Annotated in this window: 20 protein-coding genes; 8 read left to right on the forward strand and 12 right to left on the reverse strand. The window is 61.9% G+C overall.

The window, feature by feature from the left end; all coding sequences use genetic code 11:
• Positions 1-165: 165 nt before the first annotated feature.
• Positions 166-393, forward strand: coding sequence for a DUF3079 domain-containing protein (locus AD665_RS05210; RefSeq protein ID WP_033034908.1), 228 nt, complete (start codon positions 166-168; stop codon positions 391-393).
• 158 nt (positions 394-551) lie between these two features.
• On the opposite strand, the gene AD665_RS05215 is transcribed toward AD665_RS05210, so the two are convergent.
• From AD665_RS05215 to AD665_RS05225, 3 genes are all read right to left on the reverse strand, one after another.
• Entirely contained in the window at positions 552-2291 is a 1740-nt protein-coding gene (locus AD665_RS05215; protein WP_053191233.1) for a dipeptidase, read from the reverse strand.
• A gap of 1076 nt (positions 2292-3367) precedes the next feature.
• Positions 3368-5368, reverse strand: coding sequence for a peptidase U32 family protein (locus AD665_RS05220; RefSeq protein WP_053191235.1), 2001 nt, complete (start codon positions 5366-5368; stop codon positions 3368-3370).
• Between the two features lie 120 nt (positions 5369-5488).
• Positions 5489-7057: a sensor domain-containing diguanylate cyclase gene (locus AD665_RS05225; protein WP_024780968.1), complete on the reverse strand. Its 1569-nt coding sequence runs from the start codon at positions 7055-7057 to the stop codon at positions 5489-5491.
• Between the two features lie 122 nt (positions 7058-7179).
• On the opposite strand from AD665_RS05225, the gene AD665_RS05230 reads away from it, so the two are divergent.
• Positions 7180-7638: a metallophosphoesterase family protein gene (locus AD665_RS05230; RefSeq protein WP_053191237.1), complete on the forward strand. Its 459-nt coding sequence runs from the start codon at positions 7180-7182 to the stop codon at positions 7636-7638.
• 286 nt (positions 7639-7924) lie between these two features.
• On the opposite strand, the gene AD665_RS05235 is transcribed toward AD665_RS05230, so the two are convergent.
• From AD665_RS05235 to AD665_RS05245, 3 genes are all read right to left on the reverse strand, one after another.
• Positions 7925-9127 carry an NAD(P)/FAD-dependent oxidoreductase gene (locus AD665_RS05235; RefSeq protein WP_024780966.1) on the reverse strand — a complete coding sequence of 401 codons (1203 nt, stop codon included), beginning with the start codon at positions 9125-9127 and terminating at the stop codon, positions 7925-7927.
• A 550-nt stretch (positions 9128-9677) separates the two neighbouring features.
• On the reverse strand, positions 9678-10055 hold the full coding sequence (locus AD665_RS05240) for a response regulator (protein WP_024780965.1): 378 nt from the start codon (positions 10053-10055) through the stop codon (positions 9678-9680).
• A 100-nt stretch (positions 10056-10155) separates the two neighbouring features.
• Positions 10156-10806: a response regulator transcription factor gene (locus AD665_RS05245; protein ID WP_053191239.1), complete on the reverse strand. Its 651-nt coding sequence runs from the start codon at positions 10804-10806 to the stop codon at positions 10156-10158.
• Between the two features lie 354 nt (positions 10807-11160).
• Here AD665_RS05245 and AD665_RS05250 point away from each other — a divergent pair, with 354 nt between their 5' ends.
• Positions 11161-12099, forward strand: coding sequence for a LysR family transcriptional regulator (locus tag AD665_RS05250; RefSeq protein ID WP_053191241.1), 939 nt, complete (start codon positions 11161-11163; stop codon positions 12097-12099).
• 36 nt (positions 12100-12135) lie between these two features.
• On the opposite strand, the gene AD665_RS05255 is transcribed toward AD665_RS05250, so the two are convergent.
• Complete coding sequence (locus AD665_RS05255) at positions 12136-13146, reverse strand: GlxA family transcriptional regulator (RefSeq protein ID WP_173668664.1); 1011 nt, start codon at positions 13144-13146, stop codon at positions 12136-12138.
• A gap of 179 nt (positions 13147-13325) precedes the next feature.
• On the opposite strand from AD665_RS05255, the gene AD665_RS05260 reads away from it, so the two are divergent.
• The 4 genes from AD665_RS05260 (at position 13326) to AD665_RS05275 (ending at position 18039) form a co-directional block, all read left to right on the forward strand.
• A complete protein-coding gene (locus AD665_RS05260; RefSeq protein WP_024780961.1) occupies positions 13326-14282 on the forward strand; it encodes a helix-turn-helix domain-containing protein in 957 nt (318 codons plus the stop codon).
• Between the two features lie 71 nt (positions 14283-14353).
• The gene (locus AD665_RS05265) at positions 14354-15286 is read left to right on the forward strand and encodes a SphA family protein (protein WP_053191243.1); all 933 of its coding nucleotides are present in this window, start codon (positions 14354-14356) and stop codon (positions 15284-15286) included.
• Positions 15287-15297: 11 nt separating this feature from the next.
• On the forward strand, positions 15298-16572 hold the full coding sequence (locus AD665_RS05270; protein ID WP_053191246.1) for an MFS transporter: 1275 nt from the start codon (positions 15298-15300) through the stop codon (positions 16570-16572).
• A 12-nt stretch (positions 16573-16584) separates the two neighbouring features.
• Positions 16585-18039 carry an amidase gene (locus AD665_RS05275; RefSeq protein ID WP_080686290.1) on the forward strand — a complete coding sequence of 485 codons (1455 nt, stop codon included), beginning with the start codon at positions 16585-16587 and terminating at the stop codon, positions 18037-18039.
• A 55-nt stretch (positions 18040-18094) separates the two neighbouring features.
• Here AD665_RS05275 and AD665_RS05280 read toward each other — a convergent pair whose 3' ends face one another.
• Complete coding sequence (locus AD665_RS05280) at positions 18095-18706, reverse strand: TetR/AcrR family transcriptional regulator (RefSeq protein WP_231995026.1); 612 nt, start codon at positions 18704-18706, stop codon at positions 18095-18097.
• A gap of 110 nt (positions 18707-18816) precedes the next feature.
• Here AD665_RS05280 and AD665_RS05285 point away from each other — a divergent pair, with 110 nt between their 5' ends.
• Positions 18817-19824, forward strand: coding sequence for a hypothetical protein (locus tag AD665_RS05285; RefSeq protein WP_053191250.1), 1008 nt, complete (start codon positions 18817-18819; stop codon positions 19822-19824).
• A gap of 234 nt (positions 19825-20058) precedes the next feature.
• On the opposite strand, the gene AD665_RS05290 is transcribed toward AD665_RS05285, so the two are convergent.
• The 4 genes from AD665_RS05290 to AD665_RS05305 form a co-directional block, all read right to left on the reverse strand.
• The gene (locus AD665_RS05290; protein ID WP_024780165.1) at positions 20059-22053 is read right to left on the reverse strand and encodes a methyl-accepting chemotaxis protein; all 1995 of its coding nucleotides are present in this window, start codon (positions 22051-22053) and stop codon (positions 20059-20061) included.
• Between the two features lie 122 nt (positions 22054-22175).
• A complete protein-coding gene (locus tag AD665_RS05295; protein WP_053191252.1) occupies positions 22176-23120 on the reverse strand; it encodes a GNAT family N-acetyltransferase in 945 nt (314 codons plus the stop codon).
• Positions 23117-24391 carry a phenylacetate--CoA ligase family protein gene (locus AD665_RS05300; RefSeq protein WP_053191254.1) on the reverse strand — a complete coding sequence of 425 codons (1275 nt, stop codon included), beginning with the start codon at positions 24389-24391 and terminating at the stop codon, positions 23117-23119. Before AD665_RS05300 ends, AD665_RS05295 begins: the two co-directional genes overlap by 4 nt.
• A gap of 54 nt (positions 24392-24445) precedes the next feature.
• Positions 24446-26854, reverse strand: coding sequence for an acyl-CoA reductase (locus tag AD665_RS05305; protein ID WP_053191256.1), 2409 nt, complete (start codon positions 26852-26854; stop codon positions 24446-24448).

The following is a 26854-nucleotide window of genomic DNA, read 5'->3' on the forward strand; positions in this document are numbered from 1 at the left end:
AGTTGGCCGGAGTCTAGGGAGCTTTGCTGCGAATAATAATGATTATTGTCAATTTTCAGCGTGATTCCATGAAAGCGATGAGAGGAAGGCTCTTGATCGAAATCAAGGGCTGTACGGGACTGGCGCGGTAGGGTGCAGCTACACCCATCTGTCAGCGGGGTTCCCATGGCCAAGCCCTTTCCCGTAAGTCCCAAACACCCTGAACGCATCTGCTGGGGCTGCGACCGTTACTGCGCGTCGAACGCCCTGGCCTGTGGCAACGGCGCCGACCGGACCATGCATCCGGCTGAGATGATCGGGGAGGATTGGTACCTGCATGGGGAGTGGGGATTGGAATTGACTGACATAACAGGAAAGGTCGTGGACCCGAGCGCCAGTTCCCTGAAGGAATAAAACGCTCTGTGGCGAGGGGATTAATCCCGCTGGGCTGCGCAGCGGCCCCAAAATCTTGCGGTCGCTGCGCAACCGAGCGGGGCGGTGCGACGTTTCGATAAATCCCCCTCGCCACATTAAAACCTGCCAGCCTGGAACTACCTGGCCGGCAGGTGTGCTCAGAGCTTCGGCATCTGCCCGATCCGCCCCATCATCTCGGTCACGATCTGCAAGTCCAACATGAACTGCTCGACCGTCTTGAACTCGTTGTCGTTATGCCCGGTGTATTTGACGTCGGGCATTGCGAGACCGAACTGCACGCCGTTGGGCAGATCGTGGACCGACGTGGCGCCTGCGGAGGTGCCATATTTGTGTTCCATGCCCAGGTTCTCGGTGGCCACTGCCAGCAGCGCCTTGACCCATTCGCCCTCGGGGTTGCGGTACATCGGATCATCGATGGAATAATCGAAGGCCACCGCTACGTGGGACTTCTTGCTCCATGCCGCCAGTTTATCGGCAATCTCAGTCTTGAGCGCTTCGGTGGACTTGCCGACTGGAACGCGCAGGTTGACGGCGAGCTTGAAGGTCTTGTCATCCATCCCGACATAGGTCGGTGAGGCGGTCAACGGGCCCATGAATGCATCGGAGAAGCCAATTTCCAATTGTTTGCCCAGGTAGTCCAGGCCCCAGTTGTCGGCGGCGTAGCGGGCGGCGTCGGTGATGTGGTTGTGCTTGAGCACCACCTGGCCCTCGAGGCCGTTGATGAAGACCAACATCCGTGCCACCGGGTTCACGCCTGTTTCGGGTTCTGACGAATGAGCGGAAACACCGGTAAAGGTCAGTTGGACCCCCTTGTCGACGACCTTGCTGGCGACCTCGAAGTTGCCGCCGTTGCGCTTGGCATAATCGGTACCGGCCTTGAGCAGGCTGGCGGCCAGTTCGGCAGGCTTGTCAGCGACGAAGGTGGCCACCGATGTCGATGGAATCTGGTTGGTTGCCAGGCCACCAGTCAGTGCTGTGATTTCGGCGCCTTTGCCTTGTGCAGGACGGCGGGGGAAGTTCGCCATGACCGTGCCGTAGCCTTTCTCAGCAATCACGACAGGGTAGCCGCCATCCAGTGCCAGGTTGTAATTCGGCGTCGGATTGTGTTCGAAGTAGTAGGGGATCGCGTCACCGGTGGTTTCCTCGGTGGTGTCCACCAGCAGCTTGAAACTCCTCGCCAGCGGCAGCTTCTCTTCCTTGATGATCTTCATGGCATAGAGCGCTACGACGATACCGTTTTTGTCGTCCTCGGTACCCCGGCCGTACATGCGGTCTCCCACCAGGGTGACTTTGAACGGATCGAGCCGTGTGCCGTCCTTCAGCACCCAGTTTTCCGGCGTCACCGGCACCACATCGGCATGGGCGTGGATGCCTACGACTTCGTCGCCACTGCCCGGCAGGGAAATTTCATAGACACGGTTGTCGACGTTGCGGAAGTTCAGGTTGAAGGCCTGGGCGAGGCTCTTGATCTTGTCGGCGATCTTGAGGAATTCGGGATTCTCGTGCTGAGCCACGCCGTCTTTGCGAAAGGTCGGGATTGCCACCAGCTCTTTCAGGGTTTCGGTGGCTGCGTTGCCGTATTTCACTCGCGCGTAGATGCCCAGCAGACGATGGATTTCATTCTGCTGTTCGGACGAAAGGGGGTTGTTGTCGAGAAAGGCACTGATGGCCGGGCCCAGGCCAGCCGTTTTGGCCAGGTCGCTCTTGGCCACATTGCCCAGAAATTGCCTGAAGTCTGTGACCGAAGTGTCAGCGAGGGTTTTGACGAGCGTTGCGCTCTGCTGTGCGGTGATGTTGGCGAACGCTGGCGCGGAGAACGTTGCGAAGCTGGACAGCAGCAGGGTGGTCACAGCCAGGTGCTTGAGCGAGAAGTCCATTGCTGGGGGGCATTCCTTTGCAGAGGAGTTGAGAGAAGATGTTTCATTGGCGAAACAACTACGCAACCTAACACTGCTGCTCAGCGGGCAGGGAGCCTATGAAGTGGATTTGTCGCACACTCAAGCAAAAACGGCGCAGAAATGAAAAACAACCAGGCGGGCAGCGCCACTGTGCGAGCCTGCTCGCGATGACGGCCGTCCATGCAACATCAGTGCAAGCTGACCCACCGCTATCGCGAGCAAGCCCGCTCCCACATTGGATTGGCGGCGTCCGCAGCCTTTGCATATGCCACCTGACCTTGTGGGAGCCGGGCTTGCCCGCGATGACGGCGGTACATTCAACCTCTGCGTGACAGACCCACCGCTATCGCGAGCAGGCTCGCTCCCACAGAGGACTCAGGGTGTATGCGGTCTTTGCATATGCCACCTGACCTTGTGGGAGCCAGGCTTGCCCGCGATGACGGCAGTACATTCAACCTCTGCGTGACAGACCCACCGCTATCGCGAGCAGGCTCGCTCCCACAGAGGACTCAGGGTGTATGCGGTCTTTGCATATGCCACCTGACCTTGTGGGAGCCGGGCTTGCCCGCGATGACGGTGGTACATTCAACCTCTGCGTGACAGACCCACCGCTATCGCGAGCAGGCTCGCTCCCACAGAGGATTCAGGGTGTATGCGGTCTTTGCATATGCCACCTGACCTTGTGGGAGCCGGGCTTGCCCGCGATGACGGCGGTACATTCAACCTCTGCGTGACAGACCCACCGCTATCGCGAGCAGGCTCGCTCCCACAGAGGACTCAGGGTGTATGCGGTCTTTGCATTCACCACCTGATCTTGTGGGAGCCAGGCTTGCCCGCGATGACGGCAGTACATTCAACCTCTGCGTGACAGACCCACCGCTATCGCGAGCAGGCTCGCTCCCACAGAGGATTCAGGGTGTATGCGGTCTTTGCATATGCCACCTGACCTGTGGGAGCCGGGCTTGCCCGCGATGACGGCGGTCCAGTCAGCATTTCAGTGACAGATCCACCGCTTTCGCGAGCAAGCCCGCTCCCACAGGCCATTACGGTGTTGCTTAATGCGGGGCGCGGGGGATGGTCTTGAGCAGATCTTCTGGGCTGATGTGACCGACCACCGGCTGAGCGGTGCTGCCCGGCAACGGCAGGTCGAGGATGTGACCCTTGATCTTGCCGACCACGTGCATCTCGCAGGGTTTGCAGTCGAACTTCAATGTCAGGACTTCATCCCCGTGGATGAGCTGCATCGGCGCGACCTTGGTGCGTACGCCGGTGACGCCCTTGGCCTGCTTGGGGCAGAGATTGAACGAGAAGCGCAGGCAGTGCTTGGTGATCATTACCGGCACTTCACCGGTTTCTTCGTGAGCCTCGAACGCCGCGTCGATCAGCTTGACGCCATGGCGATGATAGAAGTCCCGGGCCTTCTGGTTGTAGACGTTGGCCAGGAACGACAAGTGCGACTCCGGGTACACCGGCGGCGGACTGGTCTCGGCCTTGCGGCCACCGCGGGGGTGAGCTTTGATGCGGGCGGCGGTCAGGGCTTCGATGGCTTCGCGACGCAGGGCCTTGAGCTGCGAGTTGGGAATGAAGAACGCCTGGGGCGCATCCAGCTCGATGGCGGTGGCGTGGTATTCGGTGGTGCCCAGTTGGCCGAGCAGGTCGTGCAATTGCTCCAGGGCCTGCTCCGGCTTGTTGGCCACGCCGAACGGTCCGGCCAGGGCGACGCTGGCACTGATGCCTTCTTCGCTGGTGGCCGTCAGTTCCAGGTGTTCTTCGCGCAGGCGCGCGACCCACGCCAGGCCGACACGGCGCTCGGATGAGGTCTTGAGCAGGGCTTGCTGCCAGTTATGGTCCAGGTTGCGGCTCAACGGGTGGTTGGGGCGCAACTGGTACATGCCCGCCGGCATCTCGTTCGGCTCGACGCGGTAGCGGTAGCGCTTCTGGCCGTCTTCTTCGAACTCGCCTTTCGGCTCGGTAATGTTGGCCCGGAAGCCCACCACTTCACGCTTGACCAGCACGTTCAGGCCGTCGCCGTTGGACAACGGATCGAAGGTCACGACCTGCAGGTCGCGCTTGCCGACTTTTTCCACCACGCCCACCGGCACGCCGGTGAAGGTCGGTGAGTCGAAGGCACCGATGTCGATCTTGCGCTCGCTGACGAAGTAGTCGGTGCTGCCACGGTGGAAGGTCTTGTCCGGGTCGGGCACGAAGAAGTGCGCGGTACGACCGCTGGACGCGCGGGCCAGGTCGGGGCGGTCTTCGAGGACGTCGTCCAGGCGCTGGCGGTAGTAGGCGGTGATGTTCTTCACATAGCCCATGTCCTTGTAGCGCCCCTCGATCTTGAACGAGCGCACGCCGGCTTCCACCAGGGCGCGGATGTTGGCGCTCTGGTTATTGTCCTTCATCGACAGCAGGTGTTTTTCGTAGGCGACGACCCGGCCCTGGTCGTCCTTGAGGGTGTAGGGCAGGCGGCAGGCCTGGGAGCAGTCGCCACGGTTGGCGCTGCGCCCATTCTGGGCATGGGAGATATTGCACTGGCCGGAGAACGCCACGCACAGCGCGCCGTGGATGAAAAATTCGATGGCGGCATCGGTTTCGTCGGCGATGGCGCGGATTTCCTGCAGGTTCAGCTCGCGGGCCAGCACCAATTGCGAAAAACCGGCCTGATCGAGGAACTTGGCCCGGGCGAGGGTACGGATGTCGGTCTGGGTGCTGGCGTGCAGCTCGATCGGCGGGATGTCCAGCTCCATCACCCCCAGGTCCTGGACGATCAATGCATCGACACCTGCATCGTACAACTGATGGATCAGCTGGCGGGCCGGCTCCAGTTCGTTGTCGTGCAGGATGGTGTTGATCGTGGTGAACACCCGGGCGTGGTAGCGATGGGCGAACTCCACCAGCCGGGCAATATCGCCCACCTCGTTGCAGGCGTTGTGACGCGCGCCGAAACTCGGGCCACCGATATACACGGCGTCGGCGCCATGCAAGATGGCCTCGCGGGCGATGGTCACGTCGCGGGCAGGGCTGAGCAATTCGAGATGATGTTTGGGCAAGGACATGTGTTTTTAGTCAGGCTGGTCACGGTCGAAGCGGCCATTGTAGCTGCCAGGCGCCTTGCCGGCACCTGTGGACTTGGATTTGCGCGTTCCGGACCGATGCACGGCTGTCCCGTACAAGGATCAACCCGATGTTGCGCTGGCGCTGCACCAGCGGTTCCGCCCGGTGTTCTTGGCCAGGTACAAAAAGGCGTCGGCGGCTTTTATCAGCATGGCGGGCGTCACATCCACCGTGCCCGGCTGGCTGGTGGTGATGCCGGCGCTGGCCGTGACGATGCCCAATGGATGATCGACATGTTCGATGTCCAGCGCCCTGATGGCGTCGAGGATTTCCTGGGCGATCTTGCTGGCACCCGTGCTGTCGGTATTGGGCAGCAGAACGGTGAATTCTTCGCCGCCGTACCTGACCGCCAGGTCGCCCGGCCGCTTGACCGCGCCCTGGATCGCCCCGGCAATTGCCCGCAGGCACTCATCCCCGGCGGCGTGTCCGTACTTGTCGTTGAAGCGCTTGAAGTAATCGACATCGAGCATGATCAACGCCAGGGAGGAGCCCTGACGCCTGGCCAGGCGCAGCTCATCGGCCAGGGCAAGGTCCAGCTTCCTGCGATTGCCCAGCCCGGTCAGGCTGTCGGACAGCGCCATGTCCCGCATGCTCTGGTGCGCATGACGGATCTGCTTTTCCATGCTCATCCGGTAGCGCAGTTGGCTCAACACGATGAGCCCGAAGCCGAGCAGGATGACGATCAGGAAAACCAGCACGAACCCGGTCTTGAGCAGATCGCGACGCCAGGGCGCAGTGATGGAGTCCCGGGACAGGCCGGCTTCCACCACCAACGGGTACGTGGTCAGGGCACGGTAGCCATACAGGCGTTCGGTGTCGTCGATCACCGCACGGGCTTCGGCGGTGCCCTGGTTCGACGTCGGCAGGAAGTTCTTGAAGATCACGCTATTGACCAGGCTCTTGCCGATCACTGTCTCGACGAAGGGGCGCCGGACCAGAACGGTACCGTCGCGCATGGCCAGGACCAGGGCGCCCTTGTCATCGATCTTGAAGTCGCCATAGTAGTCCACGAAATAGCTGACCTTGACCGTTCCGAGCAGTACGCCGGCGAACGAACCGTCGGGGTTGTTCAGGCGTCGGGAGATGGGAATGACCAGATCATTGGTGGACCGGCTCCTGATGACCTCGCCGATGCGCACGTTTCGATCCGCATGGGTGCGGTGATACTGGAAATAATCACGGTCGGCGTTGTTCGCCGGCTCCGGGATCGTCTCCTTGTCAGTGACCACCCATTGTCCGTCGGGCCCGTAGATAAACAGTCCGTGCAACTGCGGGATGATGGCGGACTGCTGCACCAGCAGCTTGTGGATGCGCGAGATATCGATGTTCTCGATCCCGTCACCTTCCACCCGTTCGGCGAGTGCGGCGGTGACTACGTCCACCTGGCGGATGGTGTCTTCGGCGTGTTGGGCTGTCGCCCGCGCCAGGTTCGTCACCGAATCGCGGGCGGCCGAAAATGCAGCACGGTAGTCACGCCATGTTCTCCAGCCTTCAACGGACAGGAAGGCTATCACCACCACCAGCATGAAACTGATGGTAAGCCTCAATGCCGCGCCTGGCCGCGCAGCCTGGGGGTCGAAGTCCTCGACGGAGCTTTCGCTCTTGGGCTCCGGCCGTTTGCGTCCCAGCATCAATATTTCCTTTTACGACAAGTCTGCGCACTATGGCTGCGCAGCCTATCTTATTCAATTCCAGCACGTTAGCCAGTTGCGACGAAGCAGGCGTCGGTGCAGACACAGTGTGGGAGACTCTCATGAAAGTCGGCGTCATTTCCGATACCCACGGATTGCTCCGTCCCGAAGCGCTTGCCGCGCTTGCGGGGTGTGAGCGGATCATTCACGGCGGCGACATCGGCAGCTCGGGGATCCTCGAACAACTGGCGTCCATTGCTCCGCTGCACGTGGTGCGTGGCAATAACGACCTCGATGCCGATTGGGCCGGGTACCTTGCCGATAGTCTGCAATTCGATTTGTGTGGGTGGCAGGTCCTGCTGGTGCATGACATTGCCGATGTGCCCGCTGCGCTCGACCCGGGTGTGAAGGTGGTCATCACGGGGCACTCCCACAAGCCAGGTATTGAATGGCGCGGTGAGCGCTTGTACATGAACCCCGGTAGTGCCGGCCGGCGGCGTTTCAAGTTGCCGGTGACGCTGGGGTTGCTTGAGGTGAGTGCAGGTTCGATCGAGCCGCGGATCGTCTCGTTACTGGAGTGATGGTACGACGTTGACCTCTGCAGCCGCGCTACCAGGTGCTGCCTCACGGCGATGTGTTCGATCTGCATTGAGGAGGGCGTCGGTGGATGAGTCTGAGGATGCCCAGATTGTCGTAAGCTGAGCCACCGCCTTCGCGAGCGGGCTCGCACACAGTAAATCCATGTTCACCACGAGTGCCTTACTCAGGCTGGGCAGACAAGAAAAACACCCGCCTAACTATCAACGGCGGGTGTCTGGGAAAAACCGGCTCAGAAAGGAGGGACCTGGCCGGAGTCGGAAAATGAAATCACGCCACCGGAATCGATGGGTCAGCCGATGCCAGGGCTGTTGCGCGGTCGGCGGCAGGCGGGTAGATCCATATCGAGTTGATCTGGTTCTTCAGGCTCTTGGCTTCCTGACCCACCAGTTTGAGCTGACGATCCCAACCTTCGGTGTACACCGCACCCCAGGCTCCCAGGTCCAGGCAGGTCACGTACTTGGGTTGGCTGTAGGTCATCGGTGCCACGCCCAGCAGGTCGGCGGCGACGTTATTGCCGGCATAGCGGCCCAGGGCGATTGCGTGCTGGCAGGACATCGCCGCGTAGTTGCCCACGGTGTCGGTGGCGGCATAGGCCACGTCACCGGCGGCGAAGATGTGGTCCTGGCCCAATACCTTCAGATTGCCGTCGACGTGCAAGCGGCCCTGGCGATCCCGGGTGCCGGGTACGTGTTCAGTCAACGGACTGGCACGGAAACCCACGGTCCAGACCACGGTGTTGGACTCGATGCGCTGGCCGTTCGACAGGGTGACGCCGCTGGCATCCACGGATTCGACCGAGGCGTTGAGGATCCATTCGATGCCCAGGTGAGCCGACGCTTCGATCAGGGAAGGACGGATGCCTTCGCCCAGGGAAGCGCCGATCTCTGGTGCGCGGTCGACGACGATAACGCGGACGTTGGCCTGTTCGCCCAAGGCGGCGCGCAGGCGGGCGGGCATTTCGGTTGCGGTTTCGATCCCGGTAAAACCGCCGCCGGCCACCACCACGGTGTTGCGGGCAGGGCTCTCCGGCAGGTTTGCGAGGGACTTGATATGAGCTTCAAGACGGGTTGCCTGCTCGATTTCATCGACGTCGAAGGCATGCTCGACGACGCCGTTGAACTCGCGGCGCATCAGTTGGCTGCCGGCGGCAAGCACCAGTCGATCATAGTTCAGCGTGCCTTGGGCGCCGGAGGCGTCGCGATAGCCCACCTGCTTGAGATCGGCATCGACGCTATCCGCCGAGCCTTGCACGAAGTTCACCCCGACCGCGTTGAACAACTCGTCCAACGGGGCCTTCATCGTATGGACGTCCGGCTCATAGAAACGTGGCCGGATCCGCAGTTCCGCCTGGGGCGCCAGGACAGTGATCTGCACATCGTTGCGATCATGCTGGTCCAACAGACGGGCTGCGCTCAACGCGCTCCATACCCCACCGAAACCTGCGCCAATTACCAGAATATGCTGTTTCATGATGTGCTCCCGAAGACAAAATCGATACGTTGAATTGTTCAGCTGTTTCAGCGTGACCGTGTCGCGAAGTACCCGAACGTGCGTGGCTTCATGCATTCAGCTTCGGTTCGCTGTAGGAAATGGTATTCGTCGGCTCGGCGTCCGACACTTCTACATAAGGTCAGCGGGGGCATGTCTGGGTATGAAGGATCTATACGAAGGTGTTAGAGCGATGGGCGAGAGGATTGGCGGTTGGACGCTGTTTTCATGAACCACGCGGAATCTGTGGGAGCCGGGCTTGCCCTAATGCCGATCAGTTAAGCCACAGACCTGTGGGAGCAAAGCTTGCTCGCGATAGCGACAGATCAGTCAACATTGTTGCTGACTGACTTACCGCAATCGCGAGCAAGCTTTGCTCCCACAGGGTTTGTGCGGTTTGATCCTTAACTGACTGGCATTGGGGCTTGCCCGCGATGACGGCGGTACATTCGACATGGATGCAAGCTGACCCAGCGCTATCGCGAGCAGGCTCCCACAGGGGAGTTGTGGTTGGCGCGGCGGGTAGGTTGATTCAGTCGACTGGCCGATTGAGCACCGATTCGATACTGGCGATCAATTCAGCGCAGCGAAACGGCTTGGGAAAGAATGCCACCGGCTCCGCTGCGCCAGCCCTGACCGGGGGCATCGGGGCGAGATGGCCGGTGATGAAGATCACCGGGATATGAATGCCTTGGGCGGCCAGTTCGTTATACATCTGGATGCCGCTCATGCCGGGCATCGTAATATCCGAGATCAGGCAGGCGGTCTGTTCGGGGCCGCTGGAGGACAAGAAATCCGACGCGTTGGCATACGTTCGGACGGTATAGCCGCTGGAGCGCAAGAGGCCGTCCAATGCGATTCGAACGGACTCATCATCATCGACCACTGAAATAATTGCGGTATTGGACATTTAGATACCGAGGGTGATGTCAGGTCGCCATAAAGGCCCCGTCTTCCCTGCAAGATACCTTGTCCTGCCACCCCGCCAAGTTATACCTGGGTATGAACTTTCACCCGGCGCGATGCAGCTCCAGCGCCTGGGCCATGCGGACCAGATCGGCGAACGAGCGCGCACGCATTTTGCGCATGGCCTGGCCCCGGTGGATCTTGACCGTGATTTCACTCAGGCCGATTTCCCCGGCGATCTGTTTGTTCATCAAGCCCGACACGGCCAGGGCCATTACCTGTCGTTCCCGGACCGTCAGGGTGGTGTAACAGTCCTGGAGCTCCTGACGGCTACGGTCAGACTCGCGACGCAGCCGATCCTGCTGGAGGGCGGCGGATACCGCATCGATCAGGTCCTGCTCCCGGAAGGGTTTGCTCAGGAAATCCACCGCGCCGGCTTTCATGGCCTTTACCGTCATGGCGATATCACCGTAGCCGGTCATGAACACAATTGGCAGGTTGATACTGGTCGTTGCCAGTTGCTGCTGGAAGTCCAGGCCGCTGGTGCCTCGCAGCCGTACGTCAAGCAACAGGCAACTGGGCAAGTCGGGGCGAGGGTGTTGCATGAACTCGGTAACCGAGCCGAACAATGCGACCTGCAGGCCAATGGAACGTAACAGGCAGCCGAGTGCCTCGCGCAGCGGTTGGTCGTCATCGACGATATAGACGAGCGGCTCGTCGTTGACGGACTGGCAGCTGGAATGGGTGGGCGTCATTGGGTTTCCGAAACGAATCATGTGCAAGTGAGAGGGGCGGCGTGAAACTGAACGAAGTGCCTTGAGCAGTGCTCGTATCCTACGGTCATGGAAGTCGTTGCATTTTAAAAGTGCCGCTTACCACCAAGTAGGACATAAAACCCTGAAATTCCGCCACCGACCCTTGAGCGCTGCATACCGAAGTATCGGTGGGCTTGCCTAAAGGTTGAGTGGGTCGTCCCCAGGTACAACAGACAAGCGTGTGGCCGCAGGCATAACCTGCCAGGCATACCGTCGCCGGTACGTCTCGATGAAAGGGCCGGCGATGATTCTGTCCATTCTTGAATCAAAGGCCTTGCGCCTGGGACGGCTACTATGATGAACAGAAATGACCTGCGTCGTGCTGACATCAATCTGCTGGTTGTCTTCGAGACCCTGATGCATGAGCGAAATGTCAGTCGTGTCGGTGAGAAGCTGTTTCTCGGTCAACCGACGATCAGCAGTGCACTGGCACGCCTGCGACTGATGTTCGACGATCCCTTGTTCATTCGTTCGGGCCGGTTGATGGAGCCGACGTCACGGGCCCAGGAGATATTTTCCAACCTGAGCCCGGCACTGGATGGTATTGCCGCTGCCCTGAGTCGCTGCCAGGCGTTCGACCCAGGCACCAGTGAGGCGACCTTTCATGTCGGACTGTCCGATGACGTTGAATACGCGTTGCTGCCGGATCTGCTGCGCCGCCTGCGGGTCGAGGCACCGGGAACGACATTGGTGGTGCGCCGGGCCGATCAGTGGCAGATGTCCCAAATGCTGATCAGCGGGGAGATCACCCTCGGCATCAGCCACACCCTGGAGTTGCCAGCCAATGCTCGGCGCAAGGACTTGCGTCGGATTCGGCCGATGCTGCTGCGGGCCGATTTGCAGCCCGGCGAGTTGTCCCTGGACGAGTTCTGCCAACGACCCCACGCAGTGGTGTCGTCCATGGGTAATGTCATCGATGATTCTGATCGTGCCTTGAGCCTGATCGGACGCCAGCGTCGGGTGGTGCTGACCGTGCCACAGTTCAGCGCCTTGCCCGTACTGTTGGCCCACAGCGACATGATCGCCATCGTGCCGGACTATGTCGCCCAGGCCATGGCGGTGGCTGCAGGCTTGAGGGCCGAGCCGGCGCCGATTCGCTTGCCCGAGCACGCGCTGTCGATGGTCTGGGGTGGTGCTTCTCACAATGATCCGGGGGAATGCTGGCTGCGCTCCCGTTGCAGCGCGTTCGTAGTCGAGCGCGCTGAGCATCAGGACTCCAGGAAGGTGGCTTGATGGCTTCGCGGTGGCGAGGGGGCAGGTGAGTCCCTGTCAGCGGGAAAATCGCCTGCGGTAATCCCTAGGTGAAATCGAAAGGTGGCGCTGGAACGTATTGCGCATCCGCTCTTCATCACCGAAGCCGCACGACCGGGCGATCTGGTCGATGTTGCGTTGAGAATCTTCCAGCAGTCTTCGCGCAGCTTCCAGACGGAACAACTCGATGGCCTTGGCCGGGGTTCGCCCGGTCTGGCGCTTGTAGACCCGGGTAAAATTGCGCGGGCTCATTCGCGCCTGACGGGCCAGCCGTTCGATGGTCAGATTGTCGTCGCCCAGGTGCTCGGCAATCCAGAGGTGCAACTCATCGAAGCCGGCGCTGTCCCGGGTTTGCAGTTGCAACAGCTGGCTGAACTGCGCCTGGCCACCGGGGCGCTTGAGGAACACCACCAGCTCGCGGGCCACCTGCAGGGCGACCTCGCGACCGCAGTCGGCTTCCACCAGCGCGAGGGCCATGTCGATGCCGGCGCTGACACCTGCAGAGGTCCACACGTGGTCCTGCTGGATGAAAATCGCGTCCAGGTCCACTTCCACGGCCGGAAAACCACTCTTGAGCATGTCGCACATGGCCCAGTGGGTCGCGGCGCGCCGTCCGTCCAGCAAGCCGGCCTGGGCCATCAGGAACGTGCCGCTGCACACCGATGCGGTGCGTCGGGCCTTGACCGAGGCATGGCGCAGCCAATCGACCAGGTCGACGCAATCGATCATCGCCTGACGGATGTCGGGCGCGCCTGGGACGATCAGCGTGTCGATCAGGACGTCGTCGAACTGCCGCAGGCAGCAGGTCTCCACGACCAGGCCCTCGGCGGTTCGCATCAACCCACCCGCGAGGCTGGCGGTATGCATCGCGTAGCCGGGCAGGTCGCGTTCGGCCATGGCTTTGGTTGCCGCCCAGAAAACCGTCTGGGCCCCAGTCAGGTCCAACAGGCCCATTTTCGGGTAGGCCAGGAAAACCAGCGTGCGTGGTTGGGTGATAGACCGGGTCGCGAGGTCGATGTCACGGGGCATTTCGTTCATGGTGGCGTGGAGGTTCAAAAGGTCGGTTCATTCTGCTTTATACACCGGCAGCGGGTCCATTCCTGGCCAATTATCCGTTTTCGGCACAATTGCCCGACTCGCTTGGGAGACGGAATGGAACTTGCCTGATTTATCGCCCATAAGCCCAGGAATCGATGAAGGTCGGGTCAATGAATAAGAACAACATCGTATCGCCGGTCAATCGGTTCCGCACCGTCGACATCGACGAGCATGCCCGGAACATGGGCGGTTGGCAGGTCTGTTACGACCAGTTGACCCCGGGACGTTTTGAAGGCGAGTTGATCGAATTCCGTTCCGACTGGATGCAATTGGTGCGCGACCGCTCTAATCAGGCCATGACCAAGCATGGGACGGCCTGGGAAGGAGCCATCACCTTCAGCATGCCGTTGGTCGCGGACGGCCCGGTCTTTTGCTCCGGACATCCGATTCTCGAGCCCAGCCTGTTGGTGGCCCGAGGGCACAATCTGCCTGAGTTGCGCACGCCCCAGCATCTGGATGTGCTGGGTGTCGCCATCGACGAGCAGGCGTTGGCCCATGTGCTGGAGCGGCAGGGCAGTCGTTTTCGAATTACCGATCTTCCCAAGTGTTACCGCCTCGGCGATTCGACGCTGCCGGCTGAGTTGGCGGCCTTGTTCGCAGAGTTGGAAAGCGACCAGGGGCGGGACTCATTACTGGGCTATGAATCGATCCGCCGTGGCCTGCGGGATACGGTGATGCTGCATATGCTGGAGCTGGTGGCTCCGGATGAGGCGCCGCCCCTCAGCCCCACGGCGCGCAAACGCATGGTCGACCGGGCTCGGGAGTACGCGCTGGCCCATGTTGACGAGCCGCTGTCGATCCTTGACCTGTGCAACCACATCGGTGCCAGCCGGCGCAAATTGCAGTATTGCTTCCAGGAGACTCTGGGCATCAATCCTGTGGCCTATTTGCGGGCGTTGCGCCTCAATGCCGTGCGCCGTGAGTTGCGCAATGGCGATCAGGTCCAGGGCGTGCAGGAGGTGGCCGCACGTTGGGGGTTCTGGCATCTGAGCCGGTTTTCCAGCGACTATCGGGTCCTGTTCGGCGAAACCCCTTCGCAAACCCTGCGTCGTACGCATCTGTGCTGAAAACGGATAACGGCTGATGCAGCCTGCTCCCTAGGATGACCCCACCACCATATGGTCGGAAGGGGCATTCGATGAATCACAACAAGAAAACAAACGTCTTGCGCTTTACCTGGTTGACCCTGGGGATGCTCGGCCTCTGCGCCGCTGCCCATGGCACCGAAAACGGCGCGCCGACCACGGCGGTCGGGGTTTATGACTTCGGCGCAGGCATGATGCCGCCGGCCACGCCCTTCGGGACCGTCGGCCTGCGCACGGCGTTTTACTCAGCCAATGTGCAGAAAGACCGCCACGGGAACTCGGCGGACAACAATTTCTCCCTGGACGTACTGTCCATCGGCGTCGCTTACATGCGCATGACCGATTGCACCGTGTTGGGCGCCAAGTATGGCTTCGGCACCGTGGTGCCATTCTTCAAGATGGACGCCTCGGTACAGGTGCAGACCCCCGTCGGCCCGCTGGACCTTCAGGCCGATCCGTTTCGCCTGGCGGACGTGCAGTTCCTGCCGGTGATCCTGCAATGGACCCTGTCGCCGAATCTGTTCGTCAACACCCAGTTCCAGATCCAGGCACCCACGGGCGACTACGACAAGAATCGTCTGATTTCACCGGGGCTCAACCACTGGACGTTCTCACCGATCGTCAACGCCACCTACCTCTCGGATAGCGGCTTTGAAGTGTCTTCAAGCTTCGAGGTCGACGTGAACACCCGCAACAACGCCACCGACTACAAGAACGGCGTCGAGTACCGCCACGAGTTTGCCGTGGGCCAGCACGCCGGGCCCTGGACGGTGGGGGTGGGCGGCTACTACTACCGCCAGTTCACCGATGACGATGCACCGGGACTGGAGAGTGGCAATCGCGCCCGGGTGATGGCCGTCGGGCCGGCGGTGAGTTACTTCAAGCCCGGTATTCCACCGGTCTGGCTGCACGTCTACAAGGAGTTCGACGCGCGTAACCGCGCCGAGGGCTACACCGCGGCGTTGCGCATCTCTCAAAGTTTCTGAAGGGGCTCGCCATGAACCAATCAAGTTCCGTTTCAACGGCCGCAACCCCGTCACGCCAGGCTGGCCGGCGCGAGGGCCTGGTGCTGATGCTGGGCAGCAGCCTGACCATCATGGGCTCGGTCATGGTCGCGCCGATCCTGCCTCGGTTGGGCGCCGAATTCGGTCCCGTCGAGCCCCGTGCCGATTTGCTCGTGCCGTTGGCGGTCACCGGGCCGGCCCTGGCGATTGCCTTGTGTGCGCCGCTGGCCGGTTGGTTGGCTGACCGCGTCGGGCGCAAGACGTTGCTGGTGCTTGCCACCTTGTTTTATGCCTTGCTCGGCGCGTTACCGGCGCTGCTCGACAGCCTGCCTGCGATTGTCGGCACAAGGCTGCTGTTCGGCTGCACCGAAGCGGCCGTCATGACCTGCTGCGCCACCCTGATCGCCGACTATTGGCACGGCGAGGAGCGCTTGCGCTACGTCAACCGGCAGGTAGTGACGATCGGCCTGGTAGGCGCGCTGTTCTTCGTCGTGGGCGGGGCGCTGGGGGAGCACACCTGGCGTTCACCGTTCCTGCTCTATCTCCTGCCATTGCTGCTGGTGCCAGCGATGCTGAAGGTACTGTGGGAACCTCCGCTGGCCAGGCACAAGGCGGTTCAGCAGCCGGCTGATGAGACGGGTCCGAGCAGGGTAGCGGTGCGGCAGTTGGTGGTCGGCTACCTGATGATTCTGGGCGGCATGGTCCTGACGTTCGTCGTGCCGGTCCAGGCACCGATGCTGCTGGTCAGCCTGGGCATTACGTCGAGCACGATGATTGGCCTGGCGGCGGGCCTGAGCCTGTTGGCGACCCTGGGTGGTTCGTTGATGTGGCCGTTGTTGCGTCGCCGCTTGGGTATCGCCGGCTGCAACGCCTTGCTGCTGGGCCTCATCAGTCTGGGGCTATGGCTGCTGATGCGTGGGCAGAGCTACAACGCGGTACTGGTGGCGGTTTTCATCCAGGGGCTGGGTTCCGGGTTGCTGGTGCCGAATGTGATGGCGCCGGTGATGAACGCCTTGACCGCCAGCACCCGCGGCCGGGGGTTGGGCGGGTTCACCTCGTTTCTCTACATCGGCCAGTTCGTCAGTCCGCTGGTGGTGGCTGCCGTGACTGCCTTCGCCGGAGACCTGCGCCACGCCATTCAATGGATGGCCTTCGCCGGCCTTGCCGCGGCACTGCTTTGGGTGATTGCCGGCTTGCGCACCCGAGGCCACGTCCAGGCGAGCACTGTCGATTCAACACGCCCGGCTCACGCCAATCGTCATGAATAAGGAATCCGAAGCATGAGTATGCAAGACATCCACCAGTTGATGGATCGCGAAGACGCCGTGGGGCTGGCCGAGTGGGTCCGGCGCGGCGAGGTCCGGCCTGGCGAATTGCTCGAGGTGGCCATCGAGCGCCTGGAGCGGGTCGAGCCGCAACTCAATGCCGTGGCCGAGCGGCTGTACGACTCGGCGCGGGCGCAAGCGGATATGGCTCAAACGGGACAGGGCCCGTTGGCCGGCGTGCCGACGTTGATCAAGGATCTGTTTTCGCCGGTCAACGGGGCGGCGATGACCAATGGCTCCCGCTCCCTGGGAAGCGCTCGGGCGGATTTCGAGGCGGAAGTCGTGACGCGTTTGCGGCGGGCAGGGTGCCAGTTGGTCGGCACCAGCACGTCGCCGGAGTTCGGTACGTCGTACTCCACCGAGTCCACGCGTTTCGGCGCGACTCGCAACCCCTGGAACACCGATTACAGTGCCGGAGGCTCCAGCGGTGGTGCTGCGGCGTTGGTGGCGGCCCGGGTGGTGCCGTTCGCCCATGGCAACGATGGCGGTGGTTCGTTGCGGGTGCCGGCGTCCTGTTGTGGCGTATTCGGCCTCAAGCCCAGCCGTGGCCTGCTGCCGTCGGGGCCGATTGTCGGTGAGGGCTGGGCGGGGATGGGCACGCCCCATGCGATTACCTTGTCAGTGCGTGACAGCGCCGCGTTGTTGGACGCGACTGCCGGGATCGACCTCGGCGCACCCTATGCAGCACCGATGCAGGCGCTGCCTTATGTGACCGCAGTGCAGCGCGATCCGAAACCGCTGCGTATCGCCCTGGTCGAGCAGCTCGGCCCCTGGCCGACGTCGCCTGAAAGCTTGCGAGCGGTGGGCGAGGCGGCACGGTTGTGCGAGTCCTTGGGGCATCGTGTCGAGCCGGTGAGCCTGCCGGTGGTGTTGCCGGAATTTCTCGACCAGGTGTTCACCATCATCGGTGCAAGCACCCGTCACTACGTCGATCTGTTGGGCCAGATGCGCGGCTTCGCGGTCCAGGCCGAAGAGCTGGAAGTGCGCACCCGGATCATCCTGCGGGACAAGGGCAATGTCAGTGGCGCCCAGTACGCGGCCGCAGTGGAGTGGATACACGCCCTGGGCCGGCAACTGGCGATGTTCATGCAGGATTACGACCTGATCCTCACTCCAGTCCTGACCCGCGAACCGGCACAGATTGGCGAGCTGGACATTCAGGACGTGTGCTTGAGTCTTGATCAGTTGATCGAGCGCTACCACAGCTACTCGCCCTTCACGGCCCTGTTCAATGCCAGCGGTCAACCGGCGATGTCGGTACCGTTGTCCTGGAGTGCCAGAGGCCTGCCAATGGGGGCGCACTTTGCCGGACGCTTTGGTGAGGAGGGCACGTTGCTGGCCCTGGCTGCGCAACTGGAGCGTGCACAGCCGTGGCGGGGGCGTATGCCGGCGGTGAATGCTTGTTGGTGAGTTTGACTGGATAGAGGCAGGGTTTGCTGGGGATGTCCGCCAGCTATGGGGGACATCAATCAGCTTCCCGTAAAACGCCGCGGATAAGCGCCGCGAATGCTTGGGTCATTTCGTCCTTGTCATACCGACCGCGCACCAAGGCCCCCGCAAGCGCTTCTCCCGCACCGACCAGGCCGGTACAACGCCGTTCCAGTTCGGTCGCGGGCAGCGCGGTATGGGGCTTGAGCACACTGGTGAACATTTGCACGCAATTATCCAGCAGCTCCTGGAAAACCGCGGCTTTTTCGTTGCTTCCCGCCAGCGCCGCACCCACCGCAAAGAACTCGTCGGTGTTGTCTGCCGCGCATTGGATATAGGCACTGGCGAGCACCTGCGCGGTTTCTTCCAGGGACCGCTCGGTGCCTGCCATCGCGTCACGGAACGCGTTGACCCGCTCGGTATCGATCCATTTATAGAGCTCGATCAGCAGGCCCGATCGGGTACCAAAATGATCGTAGACCACCGGCTTGGACACACCTGCGCGCACCGCCAGATGCCCCAGGGTCAAGCGGTCGGCGCCTTCCTCGCGCACGACCAGCAAGGCGGTATCCAGCAACTGCCGCCGCCGCTCGGCTTTTGAAAGCCTGCGGGCGGACGACGTGCTTGGGGACTCGATGTCTGTTTGCACTTCGTCGCTCCAAATAAATAAACCTACTAATGGTAGGTAGCGAGGTGTATGTTCGGGATGTTTATTCCTACTAATAGTAGGTTTCGTTCCCAACCCAAGGAGAACATACCATGACTCTTGATCCTATCCTGTTCATGGGCGGCTCTGGCGCCATCGGCCATCATACTGCCCAGGCACTGCGCGCCGCCCATCCCGGCGTACCGCTGCTGATCGGTGGCCGCGATCTCACTAAGGCCCAACGGGCCGCAGAACAGCTCGGCAACGCTCAGGGCGTATCGATCGATGCCTTTGCAAGTGACCTGGGGCTCGGCGACCGTGCTGTCAGCGGCGTCGTGGTTTTCTACATGGATCACGCACTTGCGGGACTGCGTTACGCCCAAAAGCGTGGCGTGCCACACCTCAGCATATCCTCCGGCATTTTCGAGATCGCACCGGAAATTGCGACGTACATGCACCGGCCCGATGCCGCGCCCATCGTCCTCGGGTACGAATGGATGGTCGGCGCCACGACGGTATCGACGCTGAGGGTGGCCGAGGCCTTCAGCCGTGTGCATGACATCAGGATCAGCGCGTTGATCGATGAGCAGGACACGGGAGGCCCGACGGTCGCGACCGACTTCGAACACTTGAACAGGATGCTCCCCGCCGCCCTGACACGGCGCGAGGGGGTATATGTCTGGCGGGAAGGGGATGCGGCCAAGGCCAGCTTCCGCGCGGTGGATGGCAGGGACATCGAAGCCGGCGGGTTTTCCTCCATCGACGTCGTCGGGTTGGCGGCCGCCACGGGCGCGCCCAATGTCCAATTCGACATGGCCATCGGGCTGAGCTCGACCCGGCGCCAGGGTGGACCCCTGTCGACAGAGATCATCATCGAACTGGTCGGCGAGGACCAGAAGGGCGAAGCTTTGCGTACACGTCACGCACTCGTCCACCCAGCGGGCACGGCACCGCTGACCGGCCTCAGTGTCGCGTTGCTCCTTGAACGGCTGCTCGGCCTGGACGGACAGCCACCTACCGCGCCGGGCCTTTATTTTCCTTATCAATTGCTGAACGCGACGACGTATCAACAACGCCTGGAACAGGAGGGGGGCGTGTTGCGCGAGCTGACGGTGTCATGATTCAGTCTCCCGGCGACCAATGCGCCGTCTTCGCGAGCAAGGCCCACACATTGGGTTCGGGGTGTACGCAGCACCTGCATACGCCGCCCACCCCTGTGGGAGCCGGGCTTGCCCGCGAAGGCGGCGGTACAGTCCGCAGTTGTGTGACAGACCCTCCGCCATCGCGAGCAAGCTCGCTCCCTCGAGGAGACCACGCTGGCCGGGGCTCGCCCGCGAGCAGCGTGGCCGCAGTTCTCAGCGAAGCTTGAACCGCCCCATGATTGCATTCACCCGACTGTTGGCTTCCAGCAGTTGCCGGGTGTTGTTTTCGCTCGCCAATCCGCCTTCCACCAACTCCTCCACCATATGGCGGATCTGCACCATGCTGCGGTTGATTTCCTCGGTCACGGCGCTCTGTTGTTCGGCGGCGGTGGCGATCTGCGTGCTCAGGCTGTTGATCTGGCCGACGGAGCCGGCCATTTCATCCAGGCCGGTGTTGACCCGGGAGGTCGCGTCGGCAGCCGACTGACAACTGGCCTGGGTATTTTCCATCGCTGAAACCGATGAACTTACGCCCTGGGTCAGGCGGGTCAGCATTTCGTTGATTTCCGAGGTGCTGGCCTGGGTGCGGGCGGCGAGGGCACGTACCTCGTCGGCCACCACTGCAAAGCCGCGGCCTTGCTCGCCGGCCCGGGCGGCTTCGATGGCGGCGTTGAGTGCCAGCAGGTTGGTCTGTCCGGCGATGGCACCGATCACACCGAGGATCTCGGTGATGCGTTGCGCATCCTGCTGCATGCTCTCGACCTTGCGGGTGGCGCTGGCAACTTCATCGATCAACGCCACCACGCTGTTGGAAGCCTCACCCACCACGACGCGAGAGCGGTCGGCATGTTCGTTGGCGCGCTGGGTGAACGCAGCCGTTTCGGCGGCGTTCTGGGCCACGCTTTCGGCCGTGGAGCTCATCTGGGTAATGGCCGTCACGGTCTGGTCGGTTTCCGAGGCGTGGCGCATCAGGATCTCGCTGGTATGGGCCGAGGTCCGCTGCAGGTTGTCGAGGCTCGACGCCATGGCGCCAGTTGCCTGGGTGACTTCACTGATCATGTCTTGCAAGTAGATGATGAAGCGGTTGACCGAATGACCGATCGCTCCCAGTTCGTCCTCGGCACGGATGGTGATGCGCCGAGTCAGGTCTGCATCGCCGGTGGACAACGCATCGATGTTGCCCTTGAGTACCTTCATGCGGCCGGTCAGTTGGCGGATTGCGTACAACTGCATCAGCACCAGAAGGATGACCATCGGGATCTGCAGCAGGCTGAGGGTGCTCAGTACGTCATCGCGCTGGGCGGTGATCAGGCGGGTTGGCAGGGCGGTGGCGAGGAACCAGGGCGTGCCTTCGATGGGGCGCATGAAGAAGGTGCTGGCTTCGCCCTTGTTATCGAACTCGACCCGCTGCAACGGCTGGTCGCGGTGATCCAGGCCCGCCTTGACCTGAGCGGCAAACGGCGAAGTGGCCGCCAGTTCGCTGATGTTCTTGAGCACGATAGGACCGCTGATGCGCGAGCTGTTGCTGATGATCTTGCCGTCGGCTTCGACAATCAGCATTTCGGCGTTCAGGTCGGCTTCCTTGCGCGCCACCAGGTCATTGAAGAATCCCAGGGTCACGTCGATGGTGGATACACCATAAGGCACGCCGTTTTTCTGGATGGCCATGGCGCAGTTGGTGCGTGGTTCGGCGCTGGCGTCATCTTTATAGGCGGCGGCCCAGGCGCATTTGCCGGGTGGGGTGGCCATGCCGCCTTTGTGCCAGGGTTGTTCATAGTAGTTCGGCGCGGCGTCGCTGTTCCAGAACGTATTGACCACCAGTTTGCCGGAGCCGTCGCGGTGCCAGAAAGTGCTGAACTTGTTGCGTCCTTCGGCTCGCTGGTTGGGCAGCGGCCAGATCCCGCCACCGAAGACTTTCGGTTCGCCGTATTGATCCACCAGGCCCGGGAGCACCTTGTCGATGGCGTCGCTGTCGAGCAACGGAATGGTCTGGGTGATGCTGCGTTGCTGAGCCTGCACTTTGTTCAGCTCGCCCTGGATCTGCTCGGCGACTTCGCCGATGCGATTGAGCGCCACTTGCTCTTCGGTCTGGCGCAGCTTGGGCGCGACCAGATAGCTGATGCCAACGACGGTCAGGATGGACAACACCAGGATGAACAAGATCAGGAACAGCGTGTAGCGAGCCTGAATGGTGCGAAATGAGGGCATTGGACAGTTCCTTGCTCGAAGGCATGTTTCGGGGCGGTAGACGTATCTGTATCGGCGCCTCACCCAAGCGCTTGAATGTCGCACGCTTGGCGAGGATTACCGTTCGTCGCCACCGTTGCCCGTCACGCTGCCGAGCTGGACCGCGTGCCTCTCCAGTTCTGCGTATGGAGTTGCAGTTCATCGTGCAGTCGTTGCATCGGTCCCGCATGCAGGTCGAGCGGACGAGTCAACGCACCACGGTGAAACAGCACCTGCCAGTTCAGCTCGCCTTCGACGGGCATCAGACCGGTAAAAATGAATCCTGCAGCCATCAACCGCCGGTAATCCTCGGGGAACTGTTGGCGCAGTCCGAGTCGTAGCGCGATCGACCAGTGGACCGGCAAGCGTTGCAGCTGCCTGGCCAGATGTTTGCTCATGTGTCCGGCGACAACGTCGACACGCCCAGGTAATGAGCTGATTTGCAGAGGCTGCATCGGGTCGGGTATGTCGTCAAACGTGGTGCCGAACTGTGAAACCAAGGGCGCCATCAGCCATTGGCATGGGGCAGGCCAGTGCACGGCCGGTAACGGCCGTTGATGGCCGCCCATCAACTGGCAGCCGATCACAATGGTCTCGGCTTGGTCCGGGACGAACGGCGAGGGCACATGGTCGGGCATCAGCCCGATACCATGGAAACCGAGTCGTTGTGCCAGTCGTTGGCTGTAGGGGTGGCTGGTGACCTGTTTGATGGAGAGCCTGACGAGGCCAAGACCTTCACAACGATCCAATAGTTGCCAGCCCAGACGGGTCGCGATCTGACTGCCTTGCAGCGCCGGGTCCACTGCCACCAGCGCCAGTTCAGCGTCCTCCCGGTTCGCGGCAGGGCGGCACAACGCGGCGTGGCCAACCACTCGGTCCCCTATCACGGCAACCATGGAAAACCAGTGTCGATGCTGGTTTTGCTGGCAAATCATGTGGGGCACGTAGACGTCCGGCGAAACGTAGTGATCGCCGTATACCCGTCGGAACAGTTCGCTGGTGCCGACGGCATCGGCGGGCCTGAATGTCCTGATGACCAACGCACTCATCCGGGGCGTCTCGCTGCCATCGGGCCATAGACCCGACGGTCGATGACCTGCAGGTGCTTGCCGGAGCGTGGATGGCGCTCCAAGTCCTGCGCCTGGCAGGCTTGCACTTGCAGGTTGAGTTGATCAATGCCCGGGTGCTGCTGGATCAACGCGAATTTCAGCACCTGGGACAGTGGTTCGCAGATGTCCGACGGATCGTCGGGTACCCATTTGAGCACCACACGATCATTTTTTTCGACGGGCTCGATGATCAGTTGCCATTGAAGTTCGCCGCCAATGCTCTGGATGATCTCGCCAATGTGTTGCGGGAACAGCGACGCCACGCCGACCCGCACGCGCTGGCTCTGCGCGCTACGCCCGGCCAGTTCGAACTTGCGCCGAGGGGTGCCGACAGGCTCGCGCCAGCAGGCCCGATCACCCACTGGATAGCGCACCATCGGCATCAGGGTCCGGGTGAAGTTGGTCACCACCAGGTCGCCGGGGCGATCGCAGGCCTCGATGACCTCGCCGCTCACTTCGTCGATGATCTCTACTCGGGTCTGCTCGTCGAATACGCGGTGCTCGCCGAGCAAGCAATCAAGTGTGCTGGCCCCCACCAGCCCGGCGTCCACGCTGGCATAACCGATGGACGCGAAGCGTGCCTGGGGGAAGGCTTTTCTCAACAGCGGAAGTTGGAACTCGAACAAATGCTCGCCGCCGAACAGCACGGTGCTGATACCGGGCAGCGTTCGCCCCTGCCGGTTCAGATGGCTGGCAATGGCCAGCAGATGGGCCGGTACGCCCGCCAGTACATTGATGCGGTGTGCGGCGACGGCATCGGCCAGCACATCGGGATCGATCGACCCGGTGAAGGGGAACTCGGTAATCGGGAGATCAACCCGGCAGAGAGCACCATGAATAAACAGGAAGCTCGCATACAGGTCCCCCGAAAAGAACAGATTGGCAATTCGATCGCCTGTTTCAAGCTGGGTGGACAGATCGCGTGCGAAGCAATCGAGCATCCGCTGCCATTCCTTATGGGTGTACACCGACAGCTTCCCCTGGCTGGTGGTGCCACCGGTTTTATAGATCAGTGCGTCCGTGACGGGCCCGGTCAATACCTCCCAGGTGTCCAGGTCATGACTGCCGCGCCAGTAATCGCTGGCGTCGACAATCGGCAGGTCCTCAAAAGCGCTGCCTTGCGCAGGTAAATGCGTCCAGTGTTTCTGGTAATACTTTGAATGCAGGCGAATATGGCCAAGCCATTGTTCAGATGGAAAGGAAGGGCTCATCAGGGGGGCTCTCGGGCTATGAAGTTCGCTGGATAAGGCGCAGGCGAAGGGCTGTCAGTCGGGGCGTCTGTTATCAATCACCAGCGGGACCTTGCCGCTGTGTCTGGATTGTTCGAAACATTCGGGCGCACAGCGTTGGACTTCCAGTATCAGCAGTGCGGCATCGACTGATGCGCACAGCGGCTGCAGTACCAGGACCCTGCGCCGTACCGTTTCGGCTTCGCCGTCGGCGCGGATAAGCATCCGCTCATAGCCGCCGCTGTCGTGATCGAGGACGATTTGAATGGGCACCTGGGCCAACTCGACCAGTTCCCGGGTATTGACGGATTCCGTGGCCACACGCAGCACGCGGCCATGGCGCTGTCGCAGCTCGAACCTGGGCGACTCCAGGCCACAAGGGCAAGGGCCTGACATCCAGCGTCCGCAATCGCCGACGTCGTAGCGTTGGAGAGGTTGCACCTGGCGCTGTCGGGAAGTGAACAGCAGGCGACCGATTTTCCCAGGGGCGACCGATGCATCTCGATCCAGATCGATGATTTCCAGGTGTTGAATATCGTCCATCAGATGGAACACGCCATCTTCGCTCGCGGCGCAGGCATGGCCAAGGGGGCCGGCGTCCACGCTGCCGTACAGGGCCGAGCGAATGCTCGTGACACCGCAAGCCAGGAACAATTGCCGAGTGGCTTGTCCCAGGTGCTCGCCACCCAACAGGATCTTGCACACACCGCCGTAGCCTTGAAGGGTTTGCCTTTGGCTGGAGAACAGGCGGTGCAGCGTGCTCGGCATGCCGATCAGTGTGTTGACGCCATGGGCGACGATCATCCGGGCAATTTCATCGAACGCCTCGTCTGTTGGTGCGCCCATGGGGTAATGCACGACCCCCATCTGTTCAAGTATTTTCGAGAAGCTGAAAAAACCGCCGTAGAGGTTGCCCCCGTAGAACAGGTTCATCACCCGGTCGTGCGCGGGGTCCAGGCCGGCCGCACGCAGTCCGTCGGCGGCGGCACGCATGTGGCGGTTAAAATCGCGATAGCTGTAGCACGACAGCACAGGCTCGCCGCTGCTGCCGCCGGAACGGAAGAACAGTTGCGCCTCGGGGCCGATGGGCAGGGACATGAAGCCTGCCTTGTCCATGATCGGCGTGGAAGGACTCACCGATATCGGTGCTGGAGCAGTGTCCAGGGTGACACGATGACGCGCGACATGGGACTCAAGGCCGACCGACACCCGCCTGCTCAGGCGTTGCAGTGCGTAAACGCCGTCATGAGGCTCGCCGTCATAACCCTGCTGGATTTCACGGGTTGCCGAGACCCGGGACACGCCGGCGGCTATCAAACGCCGGGTCAGTCCTGGCGCCTGCTCCGGTTCACAGATGAGTGCGCAGCTTTGCAATACGTTACGCCAGGGCAGCAGCGTCTCGGTCAACGACGCTTGGGGGACAGGCCGCAGCAGCAGCGTGCGGAACAACGGCGACGGCGCCAGGTTGCGATGATGTTCCCAGAGGATGCGCCAGCCATCACCGGGCCAGACCTGGCCTGAATGTCCCGCGAAACTCTGGTCCAGGCGGGCGAGTGCCGTTCGGGTGGTGATCTCACAGGCTTCGGCCGTGGTGAGCGTCAGTGCTGGCCACCGTCCGGCCCTTCGCTCGAATGCGGCGGCCAGGGCACCGCCCACTTGCTCCATCACGACGGGTTCGTCCGTGTCGACCAACAGCCATTGCGGGCTGGAGCAGGCTTGCTGGTCGAGGCGGCAGACTTCATCCACCAGGCGATCCAGTGCCTGGGGAGTGGCGGCGCGAGGCGTGATATAGGCGAAGCTGACGCGATGCCCCCAGTCGATCCAGCGGCACCCACTTGGGACCTGTTCGCGCAGGGCCTTGAGCGCCGTCTCGCCACCCCAGGCGCTGACACCTTGCGCGAGGGCGAAAAGGCGCTGGCTGTCATGGTGGGAAACCGGCAGCACCGCCAGGTAATCGCAGAGCCGGCCACTGCTGTCGCACGCCAGAAAAGCCGCCAGCAGGCGCGCCGTCAATTCCCCATCCCGTGTGCTCGGGCGTATCCAGTTGATATTGCCCGCCAGCAGGCTTTCCAGAGCTGCGCAGAACGCCAGCAGCGGTGCGTTGCTCGGCGTGACATGCACCACCAGGCCCAAGGGCTGCCAGCTTTCAAAGGGGCCATCGCTATAGTCAATGCGCCGCAGCGAGCGAGGATCCGGTCCCAGCTCCCGTGCAAGTTTCAAACTCAGGTGCTCGCGGCCGCAGAATGCGATCAGTGCCTGGCGTTGTTCCTCGTCGAGGAACGCCTCCCGTCCCGCGCGCAGCCATTGGGCGAATGCCTCGGCGCAGTCGAGCACGTTGTCGTTCGAGGGCGCCGAAGCCAGGAGGGCGGGCAATTGGGCTTGCAGGCGTCCCAGGGTCTGGTCGAGTGTCAGGCTCTCATGGAGTTGGCCGTTGATGAGGTACAT

Source organism: Pseudomonas corrugata, assembly GCF_001269905.1.
GTDB lineage: Bacteria > Pseudomonadota > Gammaproteobacteria > Pseudomonadales > Pseudomonadaceae > Aquipseudomonas > Aquipseudomonas corrugata.